This is a genomic window from Massilia sp. FBCC-B171 (assembly GCF_059134155.1).
The window spans coordinates 4,935,949-4,960,660 of record NZ_CP101443.1 but is presented as its reverse complement, the minus strand read 5'-3'; the positions used below and the strand labels follow the sequence as shown (position 1 = coordinate 4,960,660).

General features: G+C 67.8%; 17 protein-coding genes. 16 read left to right on the top strand and 1 reads right to left on the bottom strand.

The features are described from left to right. The first annotated feature begins 1 nt into the window (after position 1). The 15 genes from NMB41_RS22470 (at position 2) to NMB41_RS22400 (ending at position 21,600) form a co-directional block, all read left to right on the top strand. Positions 2 to 5,128 (top strand): RHS repeat-associated core domain-containing protein, encoded by a 5,127-nt coding sequence (locus NMB41_RS22470; RefSeq protein WP_494379991.1) that lies wholly within the window; start codon positions 2 to 4, stop codon positions 5,126 to 5,128. Positions 5,129 to 5,145: 17 nt separating this feature from the next. Further along, the gene (locus tag NMB41_RS22465; RefSeq protein WP_494379990.1) at positions 5,146 to 5,574 is read left to right on the top strand and encodes a DUF4265 domain-containing protein; all 429 of its coding nucleotides are present in this window, start codon (positions 5,146 to 5,148) and stop codon (positions 5,572 to 5,574) included. Positions 5,575 to 5,644: 70 nt separating this feature from the next. After that, a complete protein-coding gene (locus NMB41_RS22460) occupies positions 5,645 to 9,616 on the top strand; it encodes a fibronectin type III domain-containing protein (protein WP_494379989.1) in 3,972 nt (1,323 codons plus the stop codon). Positions 9,617 to 9,662: 46 nt separating this feature from the next. Beyond that, positions 9,663 to 10,889: a type II secretion system F family protein gene (locus tag NMB41_RS22455; RefSeq protein ID WP_494379988.1), complete on the top strand. Its 1,227-nt coding sequence runs from the start codon at positions 9,663 to 9,665 to the stop codon at positions 10,887 to 10,889. 343 nt (positions 10,890 to 11,232) lie between these two features. Continuing rightward, on the top strand, positions 11,233 to 12,918 hold the full coding sequence (locus tag NMB41_RS22450; RefSeq protein ID WP_494379987.1) for a GspE/PulE family protein: 1,686 nt from the start codon (positions 11,233 to 11,235) through the stop codon (positions 12,916 to 12,918). Beyond that, a complete protein-coding gene (locus NMB41_RS22445) occupies positions 12,905 to 14,281 on the top strand; it encodes a hypothetical protein (RefSeq protein WP_494379986.1) in 1,377 nt (458 codons plus the stop codon). The genes NMB41_RS22450 and NMB41_RS22445 overlap by 14 nt, the downstream gene beginning before the upstream one ends. Beyond that, on the top strand, positions 14,269 to 14,919 hold the full coding sequence (locus tag NMB41_RS22440) for a hypothetical protein (RefSeq protein ID WP_494379985.1): 651 nt from the start codon (positions 14,269 to 14,271) through the stop codon (positions 14,917 to 14,919). Before NMB41_RS22445 ends, NMB41_RS22440 begins: the two co-directional genes overlap by 13 nt. Continuing rightward, positions 14,916 to 15,449: a hypothetical protein gene (locus NMB41_RS22435; RefSeq protein WP_494379984.1), complete on the top strand. Its 534-nt coding sequence runs from the start codon at positions 14,916 to 14,918 to the stop codon at positions 15,447 to 15,449. Before NMB41_RS22440 ends, NMB41_RS22435 begins: the two co-directional genes overlap by 4 nt. A 17-nt stretch (positions 15,450 to 15,466) precedes the next feature. Beyond that, a complete protein-coding gene (locus NMB41_RS22430; protein WP_494379983.1) occupies positions 15,467 to 17,803 on the top strand; it encodes a secretin GspD/PilQ domain-containing protein in 2,337 nt (778 codons plus the stop codon). Next, positions 17,800 to 18,285 (top strand): prepilin-type N-terminal cleavage/methylation domain-containing protein, encoded by a 486-nt coding sequence (locus tag NMB41_RS22425; protein WP_494379982.1) that lies wholly within the window; start codon positions 17,800 to 17,802, stop codon positions 18,283 to 18,285. Before NMB41_RS22430 ends, NMB41_RS22425 begins: the two co-directional genes overlap by 4 nt. After that, positions 18,285 to 18,671: a type II secretion system protein gene (locus NMB41_RS22420; protein WP_494379981.1), complete on the top strand. Its 387-nt coding sequence runs from the start codon at positions 18,285 to 18,287 to the stop codon at positions 18,669 to 18,671. The genes NMB41_RS22425 and NMB41_RS22420 overlap by 1 nt, the downstream gene beginning before the upstream one ends. After that, positions 18,658 to 19,254, top strand: coding sequence for a type II secretion system protein (locus NMB41_RS22415; RefSeq protein ID WP_494379980.1), 597 nt, complete (start codon positions 18,658 to 18,660; stop codon positions 19,252 to 19,254). The genes NMB41_RS22420 and NMB41_RS22415 overlap by 14 nt, the downstream gene beginning before the upstream one ends. Next, positions 19,251 to 20,174, top strand: coding sequence for a rhodanese-like domain-containing protein (locus tag NMB41_RS22410; RefSeq protein ID WP_494379979.1), 924 nt, complete (start codon positions 19,251 to 19,253; stop codon positions 20,172 to 20,174). Before NMB41_RS22415 ends, NMB41_RS22410 begins: the two co-directional genes overlap by 4 nt. A 6-nt stretch (positions 20,175 to 20,180) precedes the next feature. Beyond that, the gene (locus NMB41_RS22405; RefSeq protein WP_494379978.1) at positions 20,181 to 21,035 is read left to right on the top strand and encodes a transglutaminase-like domain-containing protein; all 855 of its coding nucleotides are present in this window, start codon (positions 20,181 to 20,183) and stop codon (positions 21,033 to 21,035) included. A 31-nt stretch (positions 21,036 to 21,066) separates the two neighbouring features. After that, positions 21,067 to 21,600, top strand: coding sequence for a glutaredoxin family protein (locus NMB41_RS22400; protein WP_494379977.1), 534 nt, complete (start codon positions 21,067 to 21,069; stop codon positions 21,598 to 21,600). 211 nt (positions 21,601 to 21,811) lie between these two features. Here NMB41_RS22400 and NMB41_RS22395 read toward each other — a convergent pair whose 3' ends face one another. After that, positions 21,812 to 23,353 (bottom strand): vanadium-dependent haloperoxidase, encoded by a 1,542-nt coding sequence (locus tag NMB41_RS22395; protein WP_494379976.1) that lies wholly within the window; start codon positions 23,351 to 23,353, stop codon positions 21,812 to 21,814. 249 nt (positions 23,354 to 23,602) lie between these two features. On the opposite strand from NMB41_RS22395, the gene NMB41_RS22390 reads away from it, so the two are divergent. Beyond that, on the top strand, positions 23,603 to 24,700 hold the full coding sequence (locus tag NMB41_RS22390; RefSeq protein WP_494379975.1) for a patatin-like phospholipase family protein: 1,098 nt from the start codon (positions 23,603 to 23,605) through the stop codon (positions 24,698 to 24,700). The last annotated feature ends 12 nt before the right edge of the window (positions 24,701 to 24,712 follow it).

Genomic DNA, 24,712 nt, shown 5'->3' with positions numbered 1-24,712 from the left:
GATGAATAAACTGCATACTCCTGTCGTGGGCGGCGCCGGTTCGAACGGCGCCATCGGAAAACGCTTGGCGCGCGCGCTCCGCCCGCTGGCGTTGGCCCTGTCGGCAATCGCCATCCTGGTGCCGGCTGCGGCCGGGGTGGTGCGCACCGGCGCCGCCGTGACGGTGCCGAACGGCTACGCCAACATCGCGCAGGACGACCTGCGGGTCGCCAGCACAGCCGGCATGGTGCGCTGGATGCGCGTCTGGGACGGCCAGGAGTGGAAGTTCAACCCGCAATGGGAAAGCCTGTCGCAGTCGTGGAAGAATATGACGGGGAGCCAGACCGCGGACACCACGCTGGGCAGCGCGACCGGCGCCGGTAGCGGCGGTACGCTGGTCAGCAGCGGCGGCAGCGGCAGCGATGGCGGCTGCTGGGTCTGGGTCGACGAGAACTGGCAGCCGACGGCTGGCACGACCACGATCAGCGGCGTGCCGCAGGCAGGGCCGATGATGGCGGTGCGTACCACGCCGTTCAACCGGACGATGGGCGAGTCGCGCAGCGACTACGCGCCGGCGCAGCGGGTGTCGGTCGATTATGCCAGCCTGTGCGCAGGCAGCTCTAGCAGCGGCGCCAGCGCGGTACGCGACGTCGAAGGCATCCGCCGCGCCAACGAGCTGTACCTGGGCGAAGAGGGCCGCTACGCGTTCAGCAACCGCGCGATCCTGGAAAAGCGCGCGATCCGCCAGCTGCCGCCAGCATCCGCGGCCAGCCAGTACGCCAGCCTGGCCGCCGGCAGCATCGCGCTGGCACCGGTGGTCAACCAGAAGGGCTTCCGCTGGATCGACAAGGGCGGCGACTGGATCGACTACGACACCCAGGGCCTGGTTGCCGCCTGGGGCGACAAGAACGACAACATCGTCTGGATGCTGCGCGACAGCGACGGCGTACTGCGCGGCGTGGTCGATGCCAACGGCCGCGTGGTCTACAGCCTGCACTACACAGGCGACCTGATTACCGAAGTACGCGACTACGCCGCCGGCTCGAACGACCAGGCCCACGTGGTCAAGTACACCTATGACACGGCGAACCGGCTGACCGAGGTCACCGACGCGCGCGGCAACCTCACGAAATACGAGTACGACGCATCCAACCGGATCGTCAGGATCACCGACCCCGAAGGGCGCGTCGAGCAGTTGGCCTATGCCGGCGAGATGGTGAAAAAACGCACCACGCCCGACGGCGCGGTGACCGATTACGTCTTCGACTACGACGACACCAATAAGCAGTTCGTCAGCAAGATCACCGGCCCGGAAACGGCCGCCGGCCGCCGCGTCGAAGACTTCACCCACAACCGCGTGGGCAAGCTGGTGCGCGTGCTGACCAACGGCCGCCCCGACATCGAGGTGCGCTACGACACCGCCGCGCGCACCCGCGTCGAGACCAACGCACGCGGCTTCGCGACCCGGATCACGAACAACGAGTTCGACCAGGTGGTCGAGGTGGTGCTGCCCGACGGTTCGACCCGCAAGCGGGTGTATTCGGCGCAACACCTTGGCCTGACCGAAACGATCGACGAGCTAGGGTACAAGAGCCAGTACCAGCACGACGCCCGCGGCAACCTGGTCCGCCTGGTGCAGGCGGCCGGTACCCCGGTCGAGCGGATCACCGAGCACACCCGCAACGGACTTGGCCAGGTGGTGCAAGTCACGCGCAAGGGCGGCACCGAGGCCAACGGCACCGTCACGCCGGACGCGACCTGGAAGATCGAATACGATGCGCTCGGCCAGTTGAAGAAGACGACGGACCCGGAAGGCGCGGTGCGCCAGTACGCGTATGACCACGCCGGCAACCTGGTGAGCTTTACCGATCCGCGCGGGTTCACCACGCGATACCAGCTCGACGCGGGCGGCAACATGATCGCCGCGATCGATGCGCTCGGCCGCACCCGTACGTACCAGTACGACAAGGTCGGCAACGTCGTCACGATCACGGATGCACGTGCCAAGGTCGTCCAGTCGAGCTACGACGCGATGAACCGGCACTTGCGGACGGTGAATGCCGTCGGCGGGGTCTACCGGGTGCAGTACAACGGACAGGGCCTGCCTGTTTCGGAGACCGACGAAGACGGCCGGACGAGCATTGCCGAATTCGACAATTTCCTGCGCCTGTCGAAACAGGTCGACGGCATGGGCAACGTCACCCGTTTCAGCTACAACCTGCCCGACGGTTCGGCCGCAGGGGCGCTCGGCTCGCTGCAGGACCCGACCGAGATCGCCTACCCGACGTTCATCCAGCGCCAGCGTTACGACCAGCGCGAACGGCCCACGACCGATACCGTGCTCAATCCGAACAGCCAGGGCACCGAAGGCCTGGTCAGTGGAACCGAGTACACCAGGCGCGGTGAAGTGCAAAGCCAGACCGACGCCAACGGCAAGACGGCTTTCTTCGTCTATAACCCACTGGGACAACTTACCGAGTGGACCGATAGCCTCGGTAACAAGACGCGCGGACTGTACGACTTGCGCGGGAACCTGATCCAGATCACGGATGCCAAGGGCAACGTCAACAAGTTCGAATTCAACCGCAACGACCAGATGGTCAAGGAAGTGCTGCCGCTGGGACAGGCCACTACCTATGCGTTCAATGAAGCGGGCAACCTGAGCGAACGCGTCAGCGCCAACGGAGCGCGGCTGGTGCTGACCTATGACGGCGCCAACCGGGTCACCGAGGCGCGCCAGTATCGGCAGGGCAACATGCTCGCGCGTACCACCACCTATACCTGGGACGCGGAAGACAACCTGCAGGCCTGGACCGACACTGACCACGAGCGCGCCCAGACCAGCGGCAATAGCCGGGTGTTCGACGACGCCGGCCGCAAGACCGCCGAAACTGTGACCTACCCGGGCGGCTATAGCCTGAGCTACGGCTACACCTACAGCCCGGCCGGCAACAAGCTCGAGATCACCTGGCCCGACGGCATGCGGATCGGCTATGGCTACAGTGCGCACAACGAACTGCAGGACGTGACGATTCCCGGCGAGGGCAATCTGGCCGTGACGGCCTTCAAGTGGCTCGCTCCGGCCACGGTCCAGCTGCCTGGCGGCGCGATCCAGGAGCGCACCCTGGACGGGATGCTCAATCTGGAAGCCCTGCGGGTCAAGACGGCAGAGCAGCAGACGGTACTCGACCTGGCCAATACCTACGGCAAGGTGCTCGAGCTGAAGACCAGTGCACGCACCGACACTGCGGGCGGCGTCAGCAACGGCAAGTCGACCACCTTCAAATACGATGCAGCCACCCGCCTGACCGAGGCCGCCAGCACGGCCGGCGCAGTCTTCGGCAACGACACCGAAACCTTCACGCTCGACGCGCTCGGTAACCGGATCGAGCACAGCAAGATCAGCGGCGCCTGGGTCTACGATGCCAACAACCGCCTGGTCCAGCGCGGCAGCGGCGCCGCCGCCACCGCCTACCAGTACGACGCCGCCGGCAACCTGGTCCAGATGACCGAGCCGGGCAACAGGATCACGCGCTACGAATACGATACCCAGAACCGGCTGGCGCAGGTGACCGATGGCGCCGGCAACCTGGTGGCCCGCTACGGCTACGACCCGCTGGACCGGAGGATCTGGCGCGAGCAGTTCCGCGCCAGGGACGGCAGCGCCCTCGCGCAAGCGAAGCGCAGTTTCTACCTGTACGCCGACGAAGGACTGGTGGCCGAAGCGACCCAGGACATCGCCCTCGCGGACGACGGCAGTGTCGCCGCCGGCAGCAGTCCGGCCCTGGTGACGCAGTACGGCCTGCGCCCCGATGCCGAATTCAGCAGCGGCGTGCTGTTCGTCAAGACCAGGAACAGCAATGGTGCCGCCAGCGTCGCCTACTATCACAACGATGGGCTTGGTACGCCGCTGCAGGCGACCGACAAGGCCGGCAGGGTGGTCTGGGCCGCCGTCTACGACGCCTACGGCCGTGCCACGATCACGACCCCGGCCGCGAGCGCCGACGCGCCGACCATCGAGAGCAGCCTGCGCCTGCCGGGCCAGTTCGAAGACCCTGAAACCGGACTGCATTACAACTACCGCCGTTACTACGATCCGGCCACCGGCCGCTACACGACGCAGGACCCGCTCGGCATCGCCGGTGGCAATAACAAGTACCGCTATGCCGAAGCGAACCCGGTCAATCTCAGCGACCCAACCGGAGAATGCCCGATGTGCGCGGCGTATGCCGTCTGCGTGGCCGAGTGCATGCTGGAAGACGTGGCCGTCAATGCGCTGACCGGAGACTGCAACAATTTCGGCGACAGCGCCAAAGGCTGCGCGATGAGCTGCGTGCTCGGCCCGCTGGGACGCATGGGCAATTGGGGCAAGCGCGCCAAGGACGCAGCCTGCAATTTCAACAGCTTCCCGGCCGACACCGTGGTGCACGTCAAGCCGCTGGGCGCGGCCGACGAGCTGGCCATGACCGCCAGGAGCGAACGCAAGGCGATCAGCGAACTGAAGGTGGGCGACGAGGTGCTGGCCTTCTCCGAGTGGAAGGACAAGGGGGGACAGGCGCGCCATGACCAGCGCCTGAGCTACGAAAAGGTGACCGACGTCTTCACCAGCCTGAAATCGCATACGCTGGTGCACCTGACGCTGGCCAATGGCCAGACGCTCACCGCGACCCAGGGTCACCCGTTCCGTACCACCGAAGGCTGGCGTGATGCCATCCTGCTCAAGAAGGGTGGCCAGCTGCTGCTCAAGGGAGACCCCGACGCGCCGGCCGGCAAGACCGTGCGGATCCTGTCGGTGCGCACCGAGCAGCAGGTCATCCGCGTCTTCAACATCGAAGTCGCCAACGCGCATACCTTCTTCGCGGGCGACGACGGGCAACTGGTCCACAACTGCGGTCGCGGCAAGGGCGTCGAGTTCCCGCGTAAGATGAATCACGATAACCATCTCGCCAATCCGGACTGCGTGTACTGTGGCGTTCCGACCGTCAGGTCGCAGAAGCCGCAGCCGAACCGTTACAACGGCGACCACAAGACCTCGGTGAAGGACGGCGGCGGCAACGATGCAGGCAACTTGCAGACGACCTGCCAGGCCTGCAATCTCGACAAGGGCGGCTTGAGCGACGACGCCTACCGCCAGAAAAAAGGACTGTGATGACACAAGTGAAAGTAATGTTCGAATCGGACGAGGGCACCGAGGGCCTGTGGGCCACGCCCGTACCCGGCGGCTTCGTGCTCGATAACTACCCATTTTTCCTGAAGGGGGTGAATTTCGGCGACCTGGTCGAGGCCACGCCGGTCTCGCCGGGCATCTACCAGTACGTTCGCACGGTCGCCAAGTCGCCCCATTCCCTGTACCGGGTGCTGTTCGAAAACGCGCACGCGGCCCGCGCGCAGGCGCTGCTGGAAAGCCTGCGCGGCATCGGCTGCAGCTACGAAAGCAATCCGATGGACGGCGAGCAACTGGTGGCGGTGCATATTCCGGGGGAGGTCGACGCGGATGCCGCCTGGCGCATCATCGAGGCCGGACTGGATGACGGGACCTGGCATGTCCAGGAGGGCGAAGACCGCCACGCCTGCCCCGACGATGACCAGTGCTGATGCCGCCTGGGCGCGGCAGGCGCAGGCGCCCTGGAACGACGAATGAATTGAGCGATACGGACGAGCGATGATGACGACAACGATGCCCACCACGAAGCGCAGTGCCCGCGCCAGTTTCCAATCCGCGCGGCGGCTGGCGGCCACCTTGCTGCTGTCGCTCGCGCTGCCGACCGTCCAGGCCCAGGAAACCGTGTGCGCCAAGGTCAAGATCGAGATCAAGCAGGAGCTGACGCTCGAACGCCAGGCCTTCGATGCCGAAATGCGCATCAATAACACCACCGATACCGGCGTCATCGAAAACGTCTCGGTGGTGGTCAAGGTCACCGACGAGAACGGCACCCCGGTTGTGGTCAGCGACAATCCGAACGACACCTCGGCCAAGTTTTTCGTGCGTCTGTCGAACAAGCAGAACATCTCGGACGTGACCGGCACCGGTACCGTCAACCCGAAGACCACCAGCATCATCAACTGGCTCCTGATCCCGGCGCCCGGTTCGGCCGGCGTCAACCCGCTGGGCAAGAAATACCTGGTCGGCGCCACCCTCAAGTACAAGTACGGCGGCGAGGAGTCGGTGCTGGACGTGGCGCCCGACGTCATCACGGTCAAGCCGCTGCCGCTGCTCACCCTCGACTACTTCCTGACGCAGGACGTGCTGGCCGACGACCCGCTGACTGCGGCCATCGAGCCGGTCGAGCCGTTCACGCTGGGCGTGCGCGTCAAGAACAATGGCCTGGCGACCGCAAAAAACCTGAAGATCGATTCCGCGCAGCCGAAAATCGTCGAAAACAACCAGGGTCTCCTGATCAATTTCACCCTGACCGGCAGCTATCTCAACGACGCGCCCACGCAAAATTCGCTGCTCATTAATTTTGGCGACATTGCCGGCAATACCAGCAAGATGGGCCGCTGGAACATGGAAACAACCCTGGCAGGTAAGTTCACCGAATTCACCGCGCGCTTCAGCCATGCCGATGAACTCGGCGGTGCGTTGACCTCGATCCTGCAGGCCACCAATGCCCACTTCCTGATCCGCGACGTGCGGGTCGACTTGCCGGGCCGCGACTTCGTACGCGACTTCCTGGCGCGCGACGGCGACGTCGTCCGTGTCTACGAGTCCGACGGCGCCGACACCGAAGTGATCGACCGCAGCGGCGTCGCCACGCTCGCTGTCGACCCGGCGACCGGCAACTACCGCCTGGCTTTCCCGCCCACCGCCGGCTTTGCCTACGTCAAGCTGCGCGATCCCTTCAACGGCACCAAGGCACTCGGCAAGATAACCCGCTCCGACGCCAAGCAGCTGGCCGGCGAAAACGTCTGGCTCTCGCGCACGCGCAATGAGCAAACCAAGCAGTGGGAATACTGGATCAACCTGTTCGACGTCAATTCCAGCGGCGTGTACGCCACCGAGTTCACCGCGCCCTCGTCCGCCCCGCGGCCGCCGGTCCTGCAATTCATTCCCGAGCATGTCACCGAAGAGACCAAGCAGGTGTCCTTCATCGTCGAAGCCAGCAGCCCTGACGGCCGGCCGGTGACGCTGTCGGCGGCGCCGCTGCCGACCGGCGCCCGCTTCACGCAGCAGGCGGCTGATCCGCAGGCGCCCGGCCTGACGCGCGCCGTCTTCGACTGGACGCCGGCGAAGGGCATGGCGGGCAGTTACATGATCAGTTATTCCGCCAACGACGGCACCCTGGGCGCGGTGCGCGCCGCGAACATCAAAGTGGAAGTCGCGAAGCCGCCGCCAGGACCGGGCATGCCGGCCATCGCGGCGCCGCTGGCCGGCGCCCAGGTCACGCGCCTGAAGCCGGAACTGTCGGTGCAGACCCCGACCGCGCCGCAGGACCCGACTACCCAGGTCCAGTTCGAGGTCTACGCCGACGAGGCGGGTACCCAGCTGGTGGCCAGTGCCATGGTCGACCGCGCCGGACCGGCGCCTGGCAGCGACGGATCGACGGTGGCGCCAACCCGCTGGACGCTGCCCGACAACCTGAACGACAACACGCGCTACTGGTGGCGTGCCCGCGGCTTCGACGGCAGCCTGTACAGCGCATGGGTGAACGCGCACTTCTTCGTCAACACCTTCAACGACGCCCCGGACGCCTTCAACCTCACCAGCCCGGCGCCGAACGCGGAAGCCGCGAGCCTGAACCCGGTGCTGGGCTGGACCAACAGTGCCGACAAGGACGGGGACGCCATCACCTATGCCGTGACCGTGTTCGGCAATGAGGCGCTGACCGAGGTTGTGGCGCAGGCCGCCGGCCTGGCCGAGGACCCGTCGGGGTCGACCGGCTGGACCGTGCCGGTGGCGTTGACGAACCATGGCAAGTACTTCTGGCGCGTCGTCGCCCTTGACGCACTCGGCGCCCAGACCCCGACGCCGGCGCGCCCCTTCATTGTCAACACCGGCAACGTCGCGCCGTCGGCACCAATCCTGCTGAATCCGGCGATTGGAGGGCAGAGCACCACCCTGACGCCGGAGCTGGTGCTGCAGAACAGCGTCGACGCCGACAACGACCTGCTGACCTATGTGTTCGAAATCGATACCGTCAACACCTTCGATTCGGGCGACAAGCGCAGCTCCGGCCAGGTGATCGGCAGCGGCACCGGCAACACGCGCTGGGTCACGCCGGCGCTGGTGGAGAACAAACGCTACTGGTGGCGCGTCAAGGCGCAGGATGGCCGCGCGGAGTCGGCCTGGGTGGTGGGCGAGTTCCTGATGAACGCGGTCAACGATGCGCCGCCGGCGCCAACCGTGCGCAATCCCGGCAACGGTGCCTGGAGCGCGGCCCAGCAGCCTGGCCTGGAAGCGAACCCGGTGCTCGATCCCGAGAACGAAGCGGTGCGCTACCAGTTCGAGGTGTACACCGACGACGGCCTGCGCAACAAGGTGGCCGACGCGGTGTCCCCGAACACGGGCCTGATTGTGCCGGTGCAGCTGGCCGACAAGACGACCCACTGGTGGCGCGTGCGGGCACTCGACGTGCATGAGGCGCAGAGTGCCTGGAGCGCCCCGGCGGTCCTGTACGTGAGCACCGCGCCGTTCCAGGATCCGACCATCGCGGTGACCGCGCCGGCGGTGCCGATGGTGCCGGAGCTGGTGGGCGAGCGCAAGCAGGTCACGATCCGCTGGGAAGGTACCGACCCGAACATCGAGCCGACCGTGGCGCTGTACTACAGCGCCAGCCAGTCGGGCTATGCCGGCAGCCTGATCGTCGACGGCCTGCGCCAGGCCGCCGGCAGGCAGAGCGGCAGCTACGTGTGGGACGTGACGATCCTGCCGCCGGGCGCGTATTACGTGTATGCGGTGATCTACAACGCGAAGGGCGTGGGCAAGGCCTATGCGCCGGGCGCCGTGGTGATTCCTGCGGCGGTGCAGTCGGGCAGCATTGTCGTCACCGCCGGCAACAACCTGCGCACGTCGGAGGAGGGCAAGACCGCCGCTTTCAACCTGCGCCTGGGCCGCGCCCCGAGCGCCGACGTGGTGGTGCCGCTGTCGAGCAGCGACCCGCGCGAAGGCACGGTGTCGCCGGCAAGCCTGACCTTCACGCCGCAGAACTGGTCGGTCAGCCAGGCGGTGACGCTCACCGGACAGAACGACTGCGCACGCGACGGCAACGAGACCTACCAGGTCACGTCCGGCAAGGCGCAGTCGGTCGATCCGAACTATATCGGCCTGTCGGGCAAGCCGGTGAGCGTGGTCAATGCCGACAATGCCGACTTCCGCAATACCACCAACAATCCGAAGCTGCATATCTGCGGGCTGAAGGTGGCTAGCCAGCGCAAGGTCGATGCCGGCACCTGGGAGTACACGCTGGGCGCGGTCCTGACCAACGCGGGCAGCAGCGTCGGCGGTGTCAGCGCGGTGCTGCGCCAGCTGCCGCTGGGCATGCAGGCGGTGGACGACACGCTGTTGTTCGGCGCCACCGGCGAGGGCGACACCGCGAAGACGGCCGACACGATCGTCGTGCGCGCACGCTTCCCTGTGCCACAGGTGGTGTTCGAGCTGGGCATCGGTTTCAAATGGAATGTAGTGGTCCAGCCATGAGGCTGACGGCAAGCTCGAGCAGCCCGAGGGCTGGATTGGAACAGCAATGATGGGTGTGGATCGGCCGGCGGACAGCGCCGCCGCGCGCTTGCGGCTGAAAGTGCAGGGCGCGGACGGACAGGTGCAGGTGCTGGAGTTTGCCGACACCAGCGCCGCCGAGGCCACCCGCAAGGCGCAGGCGCGCGGCATGCGCGTGCTGGCGGTCGAGGCGGACACCCGCGCTGCAGCGCCTGCTTCGGCGGCGCATGCGCGCTTCCCGCTGATCCTGTTCAGCCAGGAGCTGCTGGCCCTGCTCGAGGCCGGCATGAACCTGGCCGAGGCCATCTCGACGCTGCACGCCAAGGAACGGGTGCCGGCGGTGCGCGCGGTGCTGGCCCGGCTGCTGCAGGCCCTGCGCGAAGGCCGCAACCTGTCCGACGTGCTGGCGGCCGCGCCGCAGCACTTCTCCGAGGTCTACGTGGCCACTGTGCGCGCCTCCGAGCGCACCGGCGACCTGCCGCAGGCGCTGGCGCGCTACATCGCCTACCAGTCCCAGTTCGAGTCGCTGCGCAAGAAGCTGGTGTCGGCCGCCATCTATCCCGCCATGCTGCTGGCCGTGGGCGGCTTCGTGACCCTGTTCCTGCTCGGGTATGTGGTGCCGCGCTTTTCGGTCGTGTACGAGTCGTCGGGACGCGAACTGCCCTGGATGTCGGCCATGTTGCTGGCCTTCGGAAAGGTGCTCTACCAGCACTGGCAGCTGGGGCTGGCCACCTTCGTGACCGGCTTCGCCGCGCTGGCCTGGGCCCTGGGCCAGGCACGCGGCCGCTCCTGGCTGCTGGCACAGGTACTGCGCCTGCCGTGGCTGGCGCAGCGCGCCGGCGAATTCCGGCTGGCGCGTTTCTACCGCGCCCTGAGCCTGCTGCTGGCCTCGGGGATTGCGCTGCCGCGCGCGATGGGGATGGTCGGCGGGCTGCTCGGCCCGCAGCAGCAGCAGTCGCTGCTGGAATGCCGCCAGGCGATCGAACAGGGCCACAGCCTGTCCGCCGCGCTGGTCGACGCCGGCCTGGCCGGGGAGGTGGCCGAGTCGCTGGTGAAGGTCGGCGAGCGCTCCGGCAAGATGGCCGAGATGCTCGAGCGCGCGGCGCGCTTCGCCGACGACGAGTTCTCGCGCTGGGTCGACTGGGCATCGCGCCTGCTCGAGCCGCTGCTGATGGTCCTGATCGGTTTGGTTGTCGGCACCGTCGTGGTGTTGATGTACATGCCGATTTTCGACCTCGCCGGCAGCCTGCAATGATCCTCGCTGCGCGCCGCTGCATATCTCCCGATAACCCGCCCGGCATAAGTTCTCGGGGCCTTGGCCGGTAAAGGTCGGATGGTAACAACAGGTTGTTGCCCACCGCTGTTTTTGTCTATTGTTATTACGCAAGATGCTCTATTATTATTGACATATTGCAACTGCAGTTGCTGTGTCGTTTGCGCAATCCGCTGTCACGGCCGGATTGGCGACGACGAGGTTTCACCCGGCGCCGCGATGGCAGTGGACCAGGTGGCACGGCCCGGGTGGGGATGAATCGCTTGATTGTTATCGTTGTGGTGTTGATGCACATACTCCTTCTTGACCTCGGCGGACACTTGCGATGACCCAGGCCGCCCCATCGCTCGAACTGACGCCGGCATTGATGGAACAGGCCCGCGCCGCCAGCGCACAGCAGGATGTAGCGTTGCTGCCGGCCCTGCAACAGGTGAGCGGCTGGCCCGCGGCGGTCCTGATGCCGATTGTCGGCCGCCAGTTCGGCTATCCGGTACTGGCGATGGACGATTTGCAGGCCTTGCAGCCGGATTTCGACCTCATCGCGTACACCGAATGCGCGCAGCGCGGCCTGCTGGCGGCGCGTACCGGCGACGGCGAACTCTTCCTGGTACTGTCCGATCCCTTCGACGGCGCGGCCGAGGACTGGGCGCTGCGCCGCTGCGCCGGCGTGCGTCCGGCGCCGACGGTCGCGCTGGCCCATCCCGAGGACATGCAGGCCTGCCTGGTCCAGCAGGAGCGCCTGCAGCGCGCGATGGACGGCTTCGAAACGGAACTGGCCGGCAGTAATGACGAAGAGGTGGCCGCCGTCATTACCCTGGCCACCATCAACGACGATGCCAGCGCCGTCGTCAAGCTGGTCAATTCGACGATCTACGACGCGCTCAAGCTGCAGGCCAGCGACATCCACCTCGAGTGCGACGCCGGCTGCCTGCACATCCTGTACCGCATCGACGGCGTGCTGGTCGCGATCACCCAGGTGCAGGGGCAGGACATGGCCGAGCAGGTCATCTCGCGCATCAAGATCATGGCCGAGCTCGATATCGCCGAGCGCCGTATCCCGCAGGACGGCCGCTTCAAGGTGCGCGTGAACGCGCGCGAGATCGACTTCCGGGTGTCCGTCATGCCGAACATCTTCGGCGAGGATGCGGTGCTGCGCCTGCTCGACCGCCAGTCGCTGACCGAGGAGGCGCGGGCGCTGCGGCTCGAGAACCTGGGCCTGGGCGCCCATCCGATCGCCGCTATCCGCAAGCTGGCGGCCAAGCCGCACGGCATGCTGCTGGTGACCGGTCCTACGGGTTCCGGCAAGACCACCACGCTGTACGCGGCGATCACCGAGATCCACACCGGGCGCGACAAGATCGTCACGATCGAGGACCCGGTCGAGTACCGCCTGCCGCGCGTGCTGCAGATCCCGGTCAACGAAAAGAAGGGCCTGACGTTTGCGCGCGGCCTGCGTTCGATCCTGCGCCACGATCCCGACAAGATCATGGTGGGCGAGATCCGCGACGACGAAACCGCGCAGATCGCGGTGCAGGCGGCGCTGACCGGGCACCTGGTATTCACCACCGTCCACGCCAACAACGTGTTCGACGTGCTGGGACGCTTCCTGCACATGGGGGTCGATGCCTACAGCTTTGCCGCGGCCCTGAACGGTATCGTGGCGCAGCGCCTTCTGCGCATGAACTGCGCCCACTGCGCAGTGCCGGTGACGCCCGGCGCGGCCCAGCTGGAGGAAGCCGGCTTGACCCCCGCGCAGGTCGCGGGCTGGACCTTCAAGGCCGGGCGCGGCTGCGGCCATTGCCGCGGCGTCGGCTACAAGGGACGCCGCGCGGTGGCCGAAGTGCTGCTGCTGGACGACGTCCTGCGCGAAATGATCGTGGCCCAGGCGCCCATTTCGGCGCTCAAGGAACGCGCCGCGCTGGCTGGCATGGAGCCGGTGCGCGAGGGCGCCCTGCACTGGGCCGCCTGCGGTGAAACCACGCTCGAGGAGGTGCTGCGTGTGGCCGGCTAGCTTGCTGCGCGGACTACGGCGCACGCCGGCGGGCGCGACCCTGCTGGTCGTCGTCGGCGCCTGCCGCGTCGACTGCGCGGTCGTGCGCGGCCAGGGCCAGTGGCAGCCGGACAGCCTGGCAGGCGCCGACATCGCCCTGGCCGATGGCGCGGCGCTGCCGCTGGCCGCGCTGGCTGGCGCCCTTCATGCCCTGCCGGCCTTGCCGGCCGGGACGGCAATGCGGGTCCTGGTGTCCGACCGCTGGCTCGGTGCCGTCACCATGCCGTGGAACCCGGCTGCGCAGGATCGCGACGCGCTTATGCTGGCGGCGCGCGGGAAACTGGCTGCGGCAGGTTTCGATACCGGCAGCGGCGATACCATCAAGGTGGCCGAGGCGCGGTTCGGAGCGCCGCGGCTGACGATCGATTACCCGGCTGCCCTGGTCAACGCCCTGGCGCAGGGCGCTGCCCGCCTCGATGCCCGTCTTGTATCCGTATTGCCGCTGTCGGTCGCCGGCTGGGCGCTGGCAAGGCGTCATGGCGCACTGGCGGCACTGGCGCTGGTCGAGGACGGACTGCTCGCGCTGGTGCGTGGGGGGTCCTGTCCCGACGAGCTCACCGTGCGCGCCGGCGTGGCCGGATCCGGGGCCGGCCACGCCGGCTTGCTCGCCTTCTGGCAGCGCCTGTCGCTGCGCGATCCGCAACTGGGCAGGCTGGCCCATGTCGGCCTGCTCGATGTGCGGGCCGGGCAGGGCGCACCGGCGCCGCTGCCGTTCGTGGCGCTCGCCGTCCCGCCGGCCCCCGGCGCGCTTTCGGTGCCGCCCGGCCTGCGCCTCGCTGCGCTGCTCCAGCATCTGCGCGATCCACTGGACGCTGTGGCCGGCGCGCCCCCCGTGTCGATGTCGCGGCTGGCGCTGGTGGCAGGTGCCGCCTTGCTGGCCGCGGGCGCGGCGGCGCAGGCAGTGCGCACGAGCCAGGAGGTGCATGCATGGGAAGAAGCGGCGGCGCGTGCCGTGCCGCGCACACGCCAGGCGCCGCGCGTCCTTCCCTGGAGCGCACAGGAGCTGGCGCGGGTGCAGGCGGTCAACGTCGCGGTCCGCGAACTGAACCTGCCGTTCGGGGCGATCCTGCGTACGCTGGCGCCGCCGCCCGAGCTGCGCGTCGCGGTCCTGAGCGTGAACACCGCCCCCAGCCGCTCGAGCACGCAGGCGTCGAGCGTGAAGATCGTGGCCGAAGCGCGCACCGGCGCCGAGATGGCACGCTATGTCGCCTTCCTCGCCGAGCGCAAGCCGTTCACGGGAGCCTACCTGGTGGAGCACGAGATCGACGAGACGGCGCCCGAACGGCCTTACCGGTTCACGCTGGAGGCCGCATGGAGCGACTGATCACTGGCCCCGGCATGCTGCAAGCGCTCGCGCGCGCCGGCTTCGAGCTGCGGCGGGCGGTGCGCCGCTTCACGTGGCGCTTCGGGTTCGCCGGCTGGGCCGTCCTGCTGTGCGCTGCCGGCGCCGTGCTGGCGCTGGCGGCCGAGCGGCAGCAGGCGGCGGCATTACATGCCTTGCAGGCCCGTGTGGCGGCGCAGCTGGCCAGCAATGCCGCTGCGGGACGAGGCGCCACCCCGGCAAACACGCCACCGGCGACGCAGGACAACCTGGCGCGTGCGCGCCTGCAGGCGTTCGACGACCAGCTGCTGCAGCACGGAGACCTTCCCTTCGTCGTGAAATCCCTGCTCGAGCTGGGCGAAGCGGAGGGCCTGTCGATGCAGCGCGGTACCTACCGGCCGCAGGCCGATATCGCGGGCGGCTTCATGCGTTACCAGATGAGTTTCCCGGTCAAGGGTTCGGGGCCGGCGATCCAGCGTTTCATGAAGGCCGCGCTGCTCAAGCAGGCCAACCTCGCGCTCGACAGCGTGCAGTTCAGGCGCGCCCATGTCGGTTCGTCCGACGTCGAGGCACGCATCCAGTGGGTCATGCTGACCCGCCTGCCGCATGGCGGTAACGCCGCGCGCGGGGAGCTGCGATGAGTTCGCGCAGCTCCCCGCGTACCCGCCGTTTTCTCATCGGCGCCGCCCTGCTGCTGACGCTGGGTGCGGCCTGGATGGCGCCGGACGACGACGGTTCCGCGGTGGCAACCAGCGAAGCCGCGCCGGCCCGTGCGTCCCGGGCACGCTCTGCCGCCGCCGCGCCCGCGGTCGAGGTGCTGGCAATCCGGCCGCGCAAGGCGGACGATACCGAAGACGCCCAGCTGTTCGGCTCGACGCAGTGGTCGGCGGCGCCGGCAGCGGCCCCGGCCGCCGCGCCGGCGCCGCAGGAGTCGAGCGTCCCGGTGCAGGCGCCGCCGCTGCCGTTCCGGGTACTGGGCAGTTACGAGCAAGCCGGCCAAAGCGTCGTCTTCCTGCAGCAGAACGACCGCAACCACGTGGTGCGCGCGGGCGACACCATCGAAGACACCTACAAGGTCGAGCGCCTCGATGGTGCCGTCCTGACACTGCGTTACCTCCCGCTGGGACAGGTACAGACGCTCGACCTTGGCCGTACGCTTAACGAAAAGTGAGAACATTGATGAAGTGGATGCGAACAGTCCTGCTGGCGGCAACGGCGGCGGCAATCCTGGCGGGCTGCGGCGCCACCCAGGCTTATCGCCAGGGGAATGCCTTGCTGGCGGAGGGGAAAACGGAACAGGGACTGGCCAGGCTGGAAGAAGCGGTCAGGCTCGATCCGAAGAATCCCGAGTTCCGCATCGGCCTGGCGAGCCGGCGTAGCTCGCTCGTCAATCAGTCCGTGATGGCCGGCGAAACGGCGCGCCGCGACGGCCGCCTGACGGATGCCGAGAAGGCCTACCGCCAGGTCCAGGCCATCGACCCGGACAACGTCATGGCGCGCCAGGGCCTGGTGTCGCTGGCGACGGCGCGCCGCCACCGCCAGGTCGTGGCCGATGCCGAGTCCCTGCTGAAGAATGGCGGCACGGCGAACCTCGCCGATGCGCTCGAGAGGCTGCGCCCGGTGCTTGCCGAAAACCCGAAGCAGAAGGAAGCGCTGAACCTGAAGGCGCGTGTGGAAGAGGCGCGCGCCAAGGATGCGCGTGCGGAAACGAAGCTGGCGGCGAAGTTCCGCCAGCCGATCTCGCTCGAATTCCGCGATGCCCCCCTGAAGGCGGTGCTGGAGGTGGTGGCCAAGGTCTCGGGCCTGAATTTTTACTATGACAAGGACATCCGCCCCGACCTGAAAGCGACCGTGTTCGCGAAGAACACGACGACCGAGGATGCACTGCGGCTGCTGCTGGTTACCAACCAGCTCGAGCAGAAGGTCCTGAACGGGAATTCGATCCTGATCTATCCGAACACGCCACAAAAACTCAAGGAATACCAGACCCTTGCGGTGCGCAGCTTTTATTTGACCAACGCCGACGTCAAGGCGGTGTCGAATTCGATCAAGACCCTGGTCAAGACGCGCGACATGGTGGTCGACGAGCGGCTCGGCATCATCATGCTGCGCGATACGCCCGAAGCGATCCGTATCGCCGAGCGCATCATCGCCCTGCAAGACCTGGGCGACTCCGAAGTCATGCTCGAGGTCGAGGTGATGGAGGTCAAGCGCTCGCGCCTGATGGAACTCGGCATCCAGTGGCCGAGCCAGCTCACGCTGTCGCCGCTGGCCATCGGCAGCGTGCCGCTGACGCTGGACGACCTGCGTGGCCTGAACAGCGGCACGATCCAGGCCTCGGGGCTGAACGCCGTCATCAAGGCCAACAAGGAAGATCAGGCCGGCAATATCCTGGCCAACCCGCGCATCCGCGTGCGCAACAAGGACAAGGCCAAGATCCAGATCGGCGACCGGGTGCCGGTGATCACGACCACCTCGACCTCGACCGGTTTCGTCTCCGAATCGGTGAGCTATGTCGATGTCGGCCTGAAGCTGGAAGTCGAGCCGACCATCTACCTGGACGATGAAGTGGCGATCAAGGTCAACCTGGAGGTATCGAACCTGGTGCGCGAGATCGTCAGCCGCTCGGGCACGCTCGCTTACCAGATCGGCAGCCGCGGCGCGAGCACCGTGCTGCGCCTGAAGGACGGCGAAACGCAGGTGCTGGCTGGCCTGATCAGCGACGAGGACCGCTCCACCGCCAACAAGCTGCCTGGCGTGGGCGAATTGCCGATCGCCGGGCGCCTGTTCGGCAGCCAGAAGGACGACACCCAGCGCACCGAGATCCTGTTGTCGATCACGCCGCACGTGGTGCGCAGCATCGGCCGTCCCGACATGGTCGATGCCGAATTCGACTCGGGCACCGAGACCAGCATCGGCAGCGCCGGCCTGCGCCTGTCGGATGCCGAGCCGGCGCCGGCCGAAACGAAGGAGGGCGCCGCCCCTGCGGCGCCGGCTCCGGCCGCGCCGGCTTCCGGAACGGCAGTCACGGTGCCGGTGGCGGCGCCGCCGGCTGCGGGTGTGTCCAGCGCGGCCAGCGTAACCACCGTGCCCGGTAGCGGCAGCGTGCGCCTGGCCTGGCAGGGGCCGGCCCAGGTCAAGGTCGGCGAGCAGTTCAGCGCGGTACTGCGCGTGGACAGCCAACAGGCGCTGCGCGGGCTGCCGGCGCTGGTCGGCTTCGATCCCCAGGTGTTCCAGCTGGTCAGCTTGCAGGAGGGTGACTTCTTCAAGCAGGGCAGTGCGAAAACCAGCTTCAGCCAGCGCGTCGATGCGGCCCAGGGCAAGGTATTCACGGCGCTGGTGCGCCAGAGCGCTTCCGGCAATGATGCCGGGATCAACGGCAGCGGCGCCCTGGTGACGGTCACCCTGAAGGCGCTCAAGGCGGCGCCCGCGGGCAAGCTGCAGCTGCTGTCGGCCACGCCCGAACCGGCGCCGGCCACGCCAGTCGGCCTGCCGGTCGAACATGTAGTGCGTGTGCTGCCGTGAAGCCGCTTGTCCGCGCGCGCGTTGCAGGCTTCACCTTCATCGAACTGATGATGACGCTGGCCATCATGGGCGTCATGGTGCTGGTGGCGGTGCCGCTGGCGCAACTGACGATGCAGCGCCAGAAGGAGCACGCCCTGCGCACGGCGCTGGCGCAAATCCGCGAAGGGCTCGACGCCTATAAACGCGCCTCGGACCAGGGCCGCATTCCAATGCGCCTGGGGGAATCGGGCTATCCGAAGTCGCTGGCTGCGCTGGTCGAAGGCGTGGACGACCAGCGCAGCCCGAGCCGGCAAAAAATGTATTTCCTGCGCCGCATTCCGGCCGACCCGATGGCCGGCAGCGGCCAGGAGCCGGAAGACAGCTGGGGCTTGCGCAGCTATGCATCGCCACCGGACGAGCCAAGCGAGGGGGAAGACGTGTTCGACGTCTATTCGCGCTCGGACAAGCAAGGCCTGAACGGCATACCTTACCGGCAGTGGTGATGGCCGACACGACCCTGCGCCGGCACGCCGGCTTTACCCTGATCGAACTGCTGGTGGTGATGGCGATCGTCGCCCTGCTGCTCACCATCGCGGTGCCGCGCTACTTCGGTTCGCTGCACCACTCGAAAGAGGCCGCGCTGCGCGAGAACCTGCAGGTGCTGCGCGTCACGCTCGACAAGTTCGCCGGCGACAAGGGCCACTTCCCGGAAACGCTGGACGAGCTGGTCGCCCAGCATTACCTGCGTGCGGTTCCGGTCGACCCCATCACCGAGTCGGCACAGACCTGGATCCTGGTGCCGGCGGCCGGCGACGTGCAGGGCATCGCCGACGTCAAGAGCGGGGCGCCGGGCGCGAGCCGCGGCGGAGTGGCCTATGAATCGTTCTGACGGCCGACACCGGCGTGCGGGGCAGGGCGGCTTTACCTACCTGTGGGTGCTGTTCCTGGTGGCCTTGCTGGGACTGGGCCTGACGGTGGCGGCCGAAATCGATTCCACCGCGGCGCGGCGCGAGCGCGAACGGGAGCTGCTGGCGATCGGCCGCCAGTTCCAGACCGCCCTGGGACGCTATTACGAGAGCCAGCTCACCGCAGGCAAGAAGGAATATCCGGCCACGCTCGACGATCTGCTGCAGGACAAGCGCGTGCCGGGACTGCGCCGCCACCTGCGCAAGGTCTTCGTCGACCCGATGACCCGCGGCCGCGAATGGGGCCTGGTGCTGGTGGGCGGGCGCATCGCGGGCGTGCATTCGCTGTCGGCCGAGGTGCCGGTCAAGCAGGATGGCTTCGCGCCGGAGCATACGGGTTTCCGCGGCAAGCAGAAGTATTCCGAATGGCTGTTCACTTACCCGCCGAACCTGATGGTCCAGGCGGAGGCGGGGGCCGCCGACGGCAAGGCGCCGTTGCCGCCCGCTGTTCCCGCAATACCGGCAGTACTCCCGGTGTCACCTGACGAGAAGGACTCAATCCGATGAACAGATTTGCCCTCCCGGGCACGCGCCGCCACCAGCTGCTGGCCGCGCTGGCCATGCTGGTCCTTCAGGGCGGCGCCGGCGCCGCCGGACAAGTCAACCCGGGCGGCACCATGCCCGAAGCGCTGAAAGGGATCCGGCAGGCGTCGTTGGCATGCCGCAGCGCCGACCTGCCGGCCGCCGCGGCTGCCGGCATCCCGGCCCGTCCCGACATGCGCTGCGCGATCGAGGTCAGCACGGTCCAGCAAAAGATGCAGCGGCCCGGCACGGTCCTGATCGACCTGCGTACGGCTGCCGATTACGAGGCCTACCACATCAACGGCGCGATGCAGGCGAGCCTGGCAGACCTGCACAGCAAGCCCTACTGGCGCGAGAAAACGACGCTCCTGGTCGGCAATGGCAAGGCCGAGCGTGAACTCTATGCCGAGTGCGCGCGGCTCAAGCAGATGGGTTACAAGGACGTCGGCGTGCTGCGCGGCGGGATGCCGGCCTGGCTGGCGGCCAGCCAGCCCGTGCTCGGCCAGGCACCGGCGCCGTCGCAACTGGGGCGGCTGGCGGCTGCGGAATTCTGGCAGGAGAGCCAGAGCCGCGACAACCTGGTCATCCTGAGCCCGGAACAGGCGACCCTGCGCACCGACCTCGCCTCGGCCGTCGTGCTGCCGCGGCTGGACGTGGAAGCGATGCGCAAGGCCGTCAAGCAGCGCACCGGTGGGAACAAGGACACGATGCTGGCCGCGGTCATCGTCGTGGCCGAGGCCTCGACCCCGCTGCAGCAGGTCGAACAGATCCGGCGCGCGCTGCAGCCGCTACCGGTGCTGATCTATACCGATACGCACAAGGCGTTCACACAGCAGATGGCGGTCCAGAAAGCCATCTGGACAGCGCAGGCGCGCGGGCCGAAACAGCCCGGCTGCGGCCAGTAGCACGCAATGGACCGGCGCCGCTTCCTCGGATGCATCGCCTCGGCCGTGGCCTGGCCGCAGGCGGCGCTTGCTGCGGCCGCATCGCGCCGCCTGCGCTTCACGCTGACATTTTCCAACCCGCTCGACCGTCCGCTCGAGCGCCAGGCCTTCTGGTGCTACCTGCCGGCGAGCCTGGCCCCGTCGCAGCGGCTGCAGGGCATGCGGGTATCGATGCCCCACGCCGTCCACAGCGACCCGCTCGGGCACCAGGTGCTGGCACTGGCCTTCGAGCACTTCCCGGCACTGGCGCAAAAAACGGTCACGCTGAACGCCGAGGTCGAGCTTGCACCGGAAGGCGCGGCCGGCACCGGCAACGCGCTGGCCGGGCGCGAAGCCTGGCTGGGCGCAGAGCGCTACATCGAGTCGGACGATGCCGGCATTCGCGCACTTGCCGCCGAGCTGCGCCGGCCGGCGCAGCTCGGCACCGCACGCGCCATCTACGACTGGGTGCGCACCAACCTGCACTACGCGGGCTACCTGGCCGACGACTTCGGCGCCGTGCACGCCTTGCTGAACCGGCGCGGCGACTGCACCGAATACGCCGACCTGGTGGTGGCGCTGGCGCGCGCCAACGGCATCCCGGCCCGCATGGCCGGCGGTTATGTGGCCGGCCGCGATGCCGCGCCGCGCGCCCAGGATTACCACAACTGGGCCCAGCTCTACCTCGACGGCACCTGGCGCACGGTCGATGCCCAGAAGGAGAGCTGGCTGGCACCGGAGAACGACTATATCGTGTTCCGGCTGTACCGCGACACGCCGACCAATCCCGTGGGCTCGGCGCACCGCTACCGCATCGAGGGTGACCTGCGGGTCGGGTTCTGAGCGCGCCCCAAAAATAAGGAGGAGTATCCGTATGCCTACCATCTGCCCCAAGTGCCACCACGTGCGGCCCGCGCATGCCGACAATCCGGAGTGGCAATGTCCGGCCTGCGGGGTCTGCTATGCCAAGGTCGGGCAGGGCGCACCCGTCCGGCGCGTGCTGCCGGCCGTACCGGAGCAGCCCCGGGCTATCCCGTGGGGCAAGCTGATCCTGCTCGCTGCGCTGGCATGGGGCGGCTGGTACGCCCAGCAGGCATGGCGCGCCCTGCCCCAGGCAGCGGCCGAGCCGACCGTGGACGACCTGAGCGCGCTGGCATCGACGGTCAGGCCGGGCGAGGTCGTGATGTACACGACCACCGAGTGCGTGTACTGCGCCCAGGCCAAGTCCTGGCTGTCGGGCTATGGATTCGCCTTCAAGGAATGCAACATGAGCATCCAGCCCGCGTGCGAGCGCGAGTTCCTCGCCTACGGAGCCAACGGAACGCCCTTCCTGCTGGTGCGTGGCCAGCAGATGAAGAATGGCTTCGACTCCGATGAGTTCCTGCAGCTCCTGGCGGCGAAGGAATAGCCAACGGACACGAGGACGACATCCTGAAGCACCCGCAGCACCGCCTGCACCCGCTGGCCGTGCGCGGCAAGGGCGCACGGGCAGAACCTGCGCACCGGCGCGCCGAGATGCGCGGCTTCGCGGCCGCCGCGCTTTCCGGGCTACTCCCCGGCAGTGCGGGTGCCACCATATTGTTAGCCCATACCAGGGCAAGCAGGCTTGCACCCGGATCTCACGGCGCCCCGGCCGGCGCCGCGCCGGGACGCACCAGACCGCGTGCGAAGATGTAGTCGGCGACCTGGTGGCTCAAGGCCACTCCCCGCGTTATGTCGAACTGCCAGTGCACGCCCAGGTAGATCCGGCTCTGCCCGTTTTCTTCTTCGGCCTGCGACAACGTGGCGTAGCTGCGCGGCAGGCGCGGCCTTACCCGGCCGTCATTGTCGCGCGTGATGCCGTTGAACTCGTCGGACACGAAGGTGAACGGCACCCGGTCGCCGTACAGGCGGCGCAGCATGTGGAAGGTGGCGCCGCCCAGGCCCGCGTGGCCCGACACATAGGCCGGGAAGGGCGGCGTGAAGTCCGGACCAATCAGGTTGCTGGCCGGCGCGCCCAGCGGCGTCCAGCCCGGATCGCCATGGGTGGCCGGATTGCCGTCGCCCAGGCCGGTGGGGCCGCTGCCGGGACTGGCTTCGCGGATCGCCGTCACCGGCCGCCAGAAATCGTAGTCGTACTTCGCCTGCCAGACCGCCATGGTCGTGTCGGCAATGGCCACGTTCACCAGCGCCATCACGCGTGCCAGTTCGAGTGCGTCGCTGCAGCGGCGCAGGGCCAGCTGCATGGCGACCTGGTTGTACAGGCGCACCGGTGTGCCGATCCAGGCCACGCCGTCGTAAGCCCAGTAAATGCCAATAACGGTTTGCTCACGCGTGCGCCGGGTAGGGGTGCGCACGCCATCGCCGCCCAGCTGTTTTACCTCGTTGAACGCGCGCGCATAGGCCTCGCTCGCCAGCGCCGGCGGCGGCACCCGGAATTGGGCGATCGAGGGCAGCACGAACGGCGTCAGCCGCTGCCAGTAGGCGCCCAGTGCGATCGGGCTGTTGCTGACCGGGTCGGGACGCCACACGCCCGGGACATAGCCGACTTCGTAATCTTCGCCGACGACGGGCTCCTCGTCATAAGTCCCGTCGCTCGCGCGCAATGTCAGGATCGCCGCCGCTGCGCGCCGGCCGACGTCGATGCCGGCCAGCCTGGTGCGTCCTTCCGGCAGGCGTGCCAGGTCCTCGCGCAGCCAGGCATCGAGCCGCGCGGCCTGGCGCGGATAGAGTGCGGCCAGGGTGTCGTGCGCCGCCTGGGCAATGGCGGCATCCTGCGAACTGTCGGCAAGCGCAGGCAGCTGGCCGGTATAGCCCGGATAGCGCCTGAGAATGGCATTCAGGGCGTCGTAGATGGCGATCTGGACAATCGCCATGACCCGGCTGGTGCGCGTCGGCCCGAGCTGCTCGGCGTCGAGCGCCGCGGTGCCCGCGATGGACGCGGTATGGTCGAGCGCATTGAGGCGCAGTGCCAGCTCGTTCCAGTAGGCCAGGCGCGCTTTCGCATTCGGGCCCGGCGGCGGCGTGTAGCGCGGCGGCAGCTCGCGCGTGCCGGGCTGGGTCTGGTAGGGCGGCCCGCCGCCAATCGGCGGATGCGAGCCGGCCAGGGCCGTAGACCCGAACAGGAAAGCCACGAGGGAACAGCAGAACAGCGAGCACAACAGCGCGAGGCGCGGCTTCATGATGACTCCTGTCGAAAGGAAAGGCGCGATGCGGGATCGGTGCGGCGCGACTTCAACGCATGCATCGAGCTTAGAAACGGATGAGCAGAAAGACAAGCGCAACGGCACCGGGCCTTGATATTGCCCAGCTTGAATTCTGCGCTGCATTAAAGTGCTCAGCGCAATTTTTTCTGGCATGCACCGTTGCGGTGCATGCCAGGGGAAGGGCACTGTCAGCACGCCCGCGCCTGTCCTGCCATAATTCAACACATGAGTGCACTTTCCTTCCACGCCGGCCCACGCGCGCTGGCCCGTATCCGCGCGCAGGGCTTGTCTGCCGCCGACATCGCCGTCATTCCCGCCGCCGCCGGCGGTCCCAAGGGCCTGATCTTCCAGGCGCTCGACCAATACGTGTTCGGCGAGTGGCTGCCCACCAGTCCGCGCGAGCGCAGCCTGATCGGCTCCTCGATCGGCGCCTGGCGCATGGCGGCCGCCTGCCAGCGCGACCCGGCGCGCGCCTTTGCCCGCCTGGGCGAGCTCTATACGGGCCAGCGCTACACCACCACCAAGCCGAGTCCCCGCCAGATCAACGAGACGGTGCAGGGCTTCCTGCACGAATTCATCCGCGGCCACGAAGACGACATCCTGAAGCACCCCCAGCACCGCCTGCACCTGCTGGCCGTGCGCGGCAAGGGCGCGCTGGCGGAACCCGCGCACCGGCGCGCCGAGATGCGCGGCTTCGCGGCCGCCGCGCTCACCAACTTCGCTTCGCGCGCGCGCCTGGCGCATTACCTGGAGCGGGTCGTGCTCGCCGACGCCAGGCATCAAGCCACTTGGCTGCGCGAAGGTTTCGACGGTTTTACGACCCACTTTTCCACGCTCACGCCGAATAACCTGGCGGCCAGCCTGCTCGCCTCGGGCACGCTGCCCTTGATCATGCCGCCGGTAACCGGCATCGAGGGCGCGCCGCCCGGGCACTACTGGGACGGCGGCATCATCGACTACCACCTGGCGCTGCCTTACTGCCGCCTGGAGCGCGAGGAACCCGATGCGATCGTGCTCTACCCGCATTTCAACGAGCACATCGTGCCGGGCTGGCTGGACAAGGCGATGCCCTGGCGCCGCTGCGCGCGCGGGCCGAACCGCGGCTGGCTCGACAACGTGCTGATCGTCGCGCCGTCACCGGCCTTCGTTAAAACGCTGCCGCGCGCCAAGCTGCCGGACCGGAGCGACTTCAAGCATTTCGGCCTGGACCACGATGGTCGCATCAAGGCCTGGTCGCAGGCGATGGGGGAAGGGCAGCGCTTGCGGGACGAACTGGCTGGCTTCATCGAGCGGCCTGACCTGTCGCGCCTGCGCGCCATTTAAGCGGCTTGCGGA

What these genes read in the sequence shown, in the direction of transcription:
- NMB41_RS22450 (WP_494379987.1), top strand. Translation starts at nt 11,233, where the DNA reads ATGACCCAGGCCGCCCCATCGCTCGAACTGACGCCGGCATTGATGGAA.
- NMB41_RS22460 (WP_494379989.1), top strand. Translation starts at nt 5,645, where the DNA reads ATGACGACAACGATGCCCACCACGAAGCGCAGTGCCCGCGCCAGTTTC.
- NMB41_RS22420 (WP_494379981.1), top strand. Translation starts at nt 18,285, where the DNA reads ATGGCCGACACGACCCTGCGCCGGCACGCCGGCTTTACCCTGATCGAA.
- NMB41_RS22390 (WP_494379975.1), top strand. Translation starts at nt 23,603, where the DNA reads ATGAGTGCACTTTCCTTCCACGCCGGCCCACGCGCGCTGGCCCGTATC.
- NMB41_RS22465 (WP_494379990.1), top strand. Translation starts at nt 5,146, where the DNA reads ATGTTCGAATCGGACGAGGGCACCGAGGGCCTGTGGGCCACGCCCGTA.
- NMB41_RS22395 (WP_494379976.1), bottom strand. Translation starts at nt 23,353, where the DNA reads ATGAAGCCGCGCCTCGCGCTGTTGTGCTCGCTGTTCTGCTGTTCCCTC.
- NMB41_RS22440 (WP_494379985.1), top strand. Translation starts at nt 14,269, where the DNA reads ATGGAGCGACTGATCACTGGCCCCGGCATGCTGCAAGCGCTCGCGCGC.
- NMB41_RS22415 (WP_494379980.1), top strand. Translation starts at nt 18,658, where the DNA reads ATGAATCGTTCTGACGGCCGACACCGGCGTGCGGGGCAGGGCGGCTTT.
- NMB41_RS22400 (WP_494379977.1), top strand. Translation starts at nt 21,067, where the DNA reads ATGCCTACCATCTGCCCCAAGTGCCACCACGTGCGGCCCGCGCATGCC.
- NMB41_RS22430 (WP_494379983.1), top strand. Translation starts at nt 15,467, where the DNA reads ATGCGAACAGTCCTGCTGGCGGCAACGGCGGCGGCAATCCTGGCGGGC.
- NMB41_RS22410 (WP_494379979.1), top strand. Translation starts at nt 19,251, where the DNA reads ATGAACAGATTTGCCCTCCCGGGCACGCGCCGCCACCAGCTGCTGGCC.
- NMB41_RS22470 (WP_494379991.1), top strand. Translation starts at nt 2, where the DNA reads ATGAATAAACTGCATACTCCTGTCGTGGGCGGCGCCGGTTCGAACGGC.
- NMB41_RS22455 (WP_494379988.1), top strand. Translation starts at nt 9,663, where the DNA reads ATGATGGGTGTGGATCGGCCGGCGGACAGCGCCGCCGCGCGCTTGCGG.
- NMB41_RS22405 (WP_494379978.1), top strand. Translation starts at nt 20,181, where the DNA reads ATGGACCGGCGCCGCTTCCTCGGATGCATCGCCTCGGCCGTGGCCTGG.
- NMB41_RS22435 (WP_494379984.1), top strand. Translation starts at nt 14,916, where the DNA reads ATGAGTTCGCGCAGCTCCCCGCGTACCCGCCGTTTTCTCATCGGCGCC.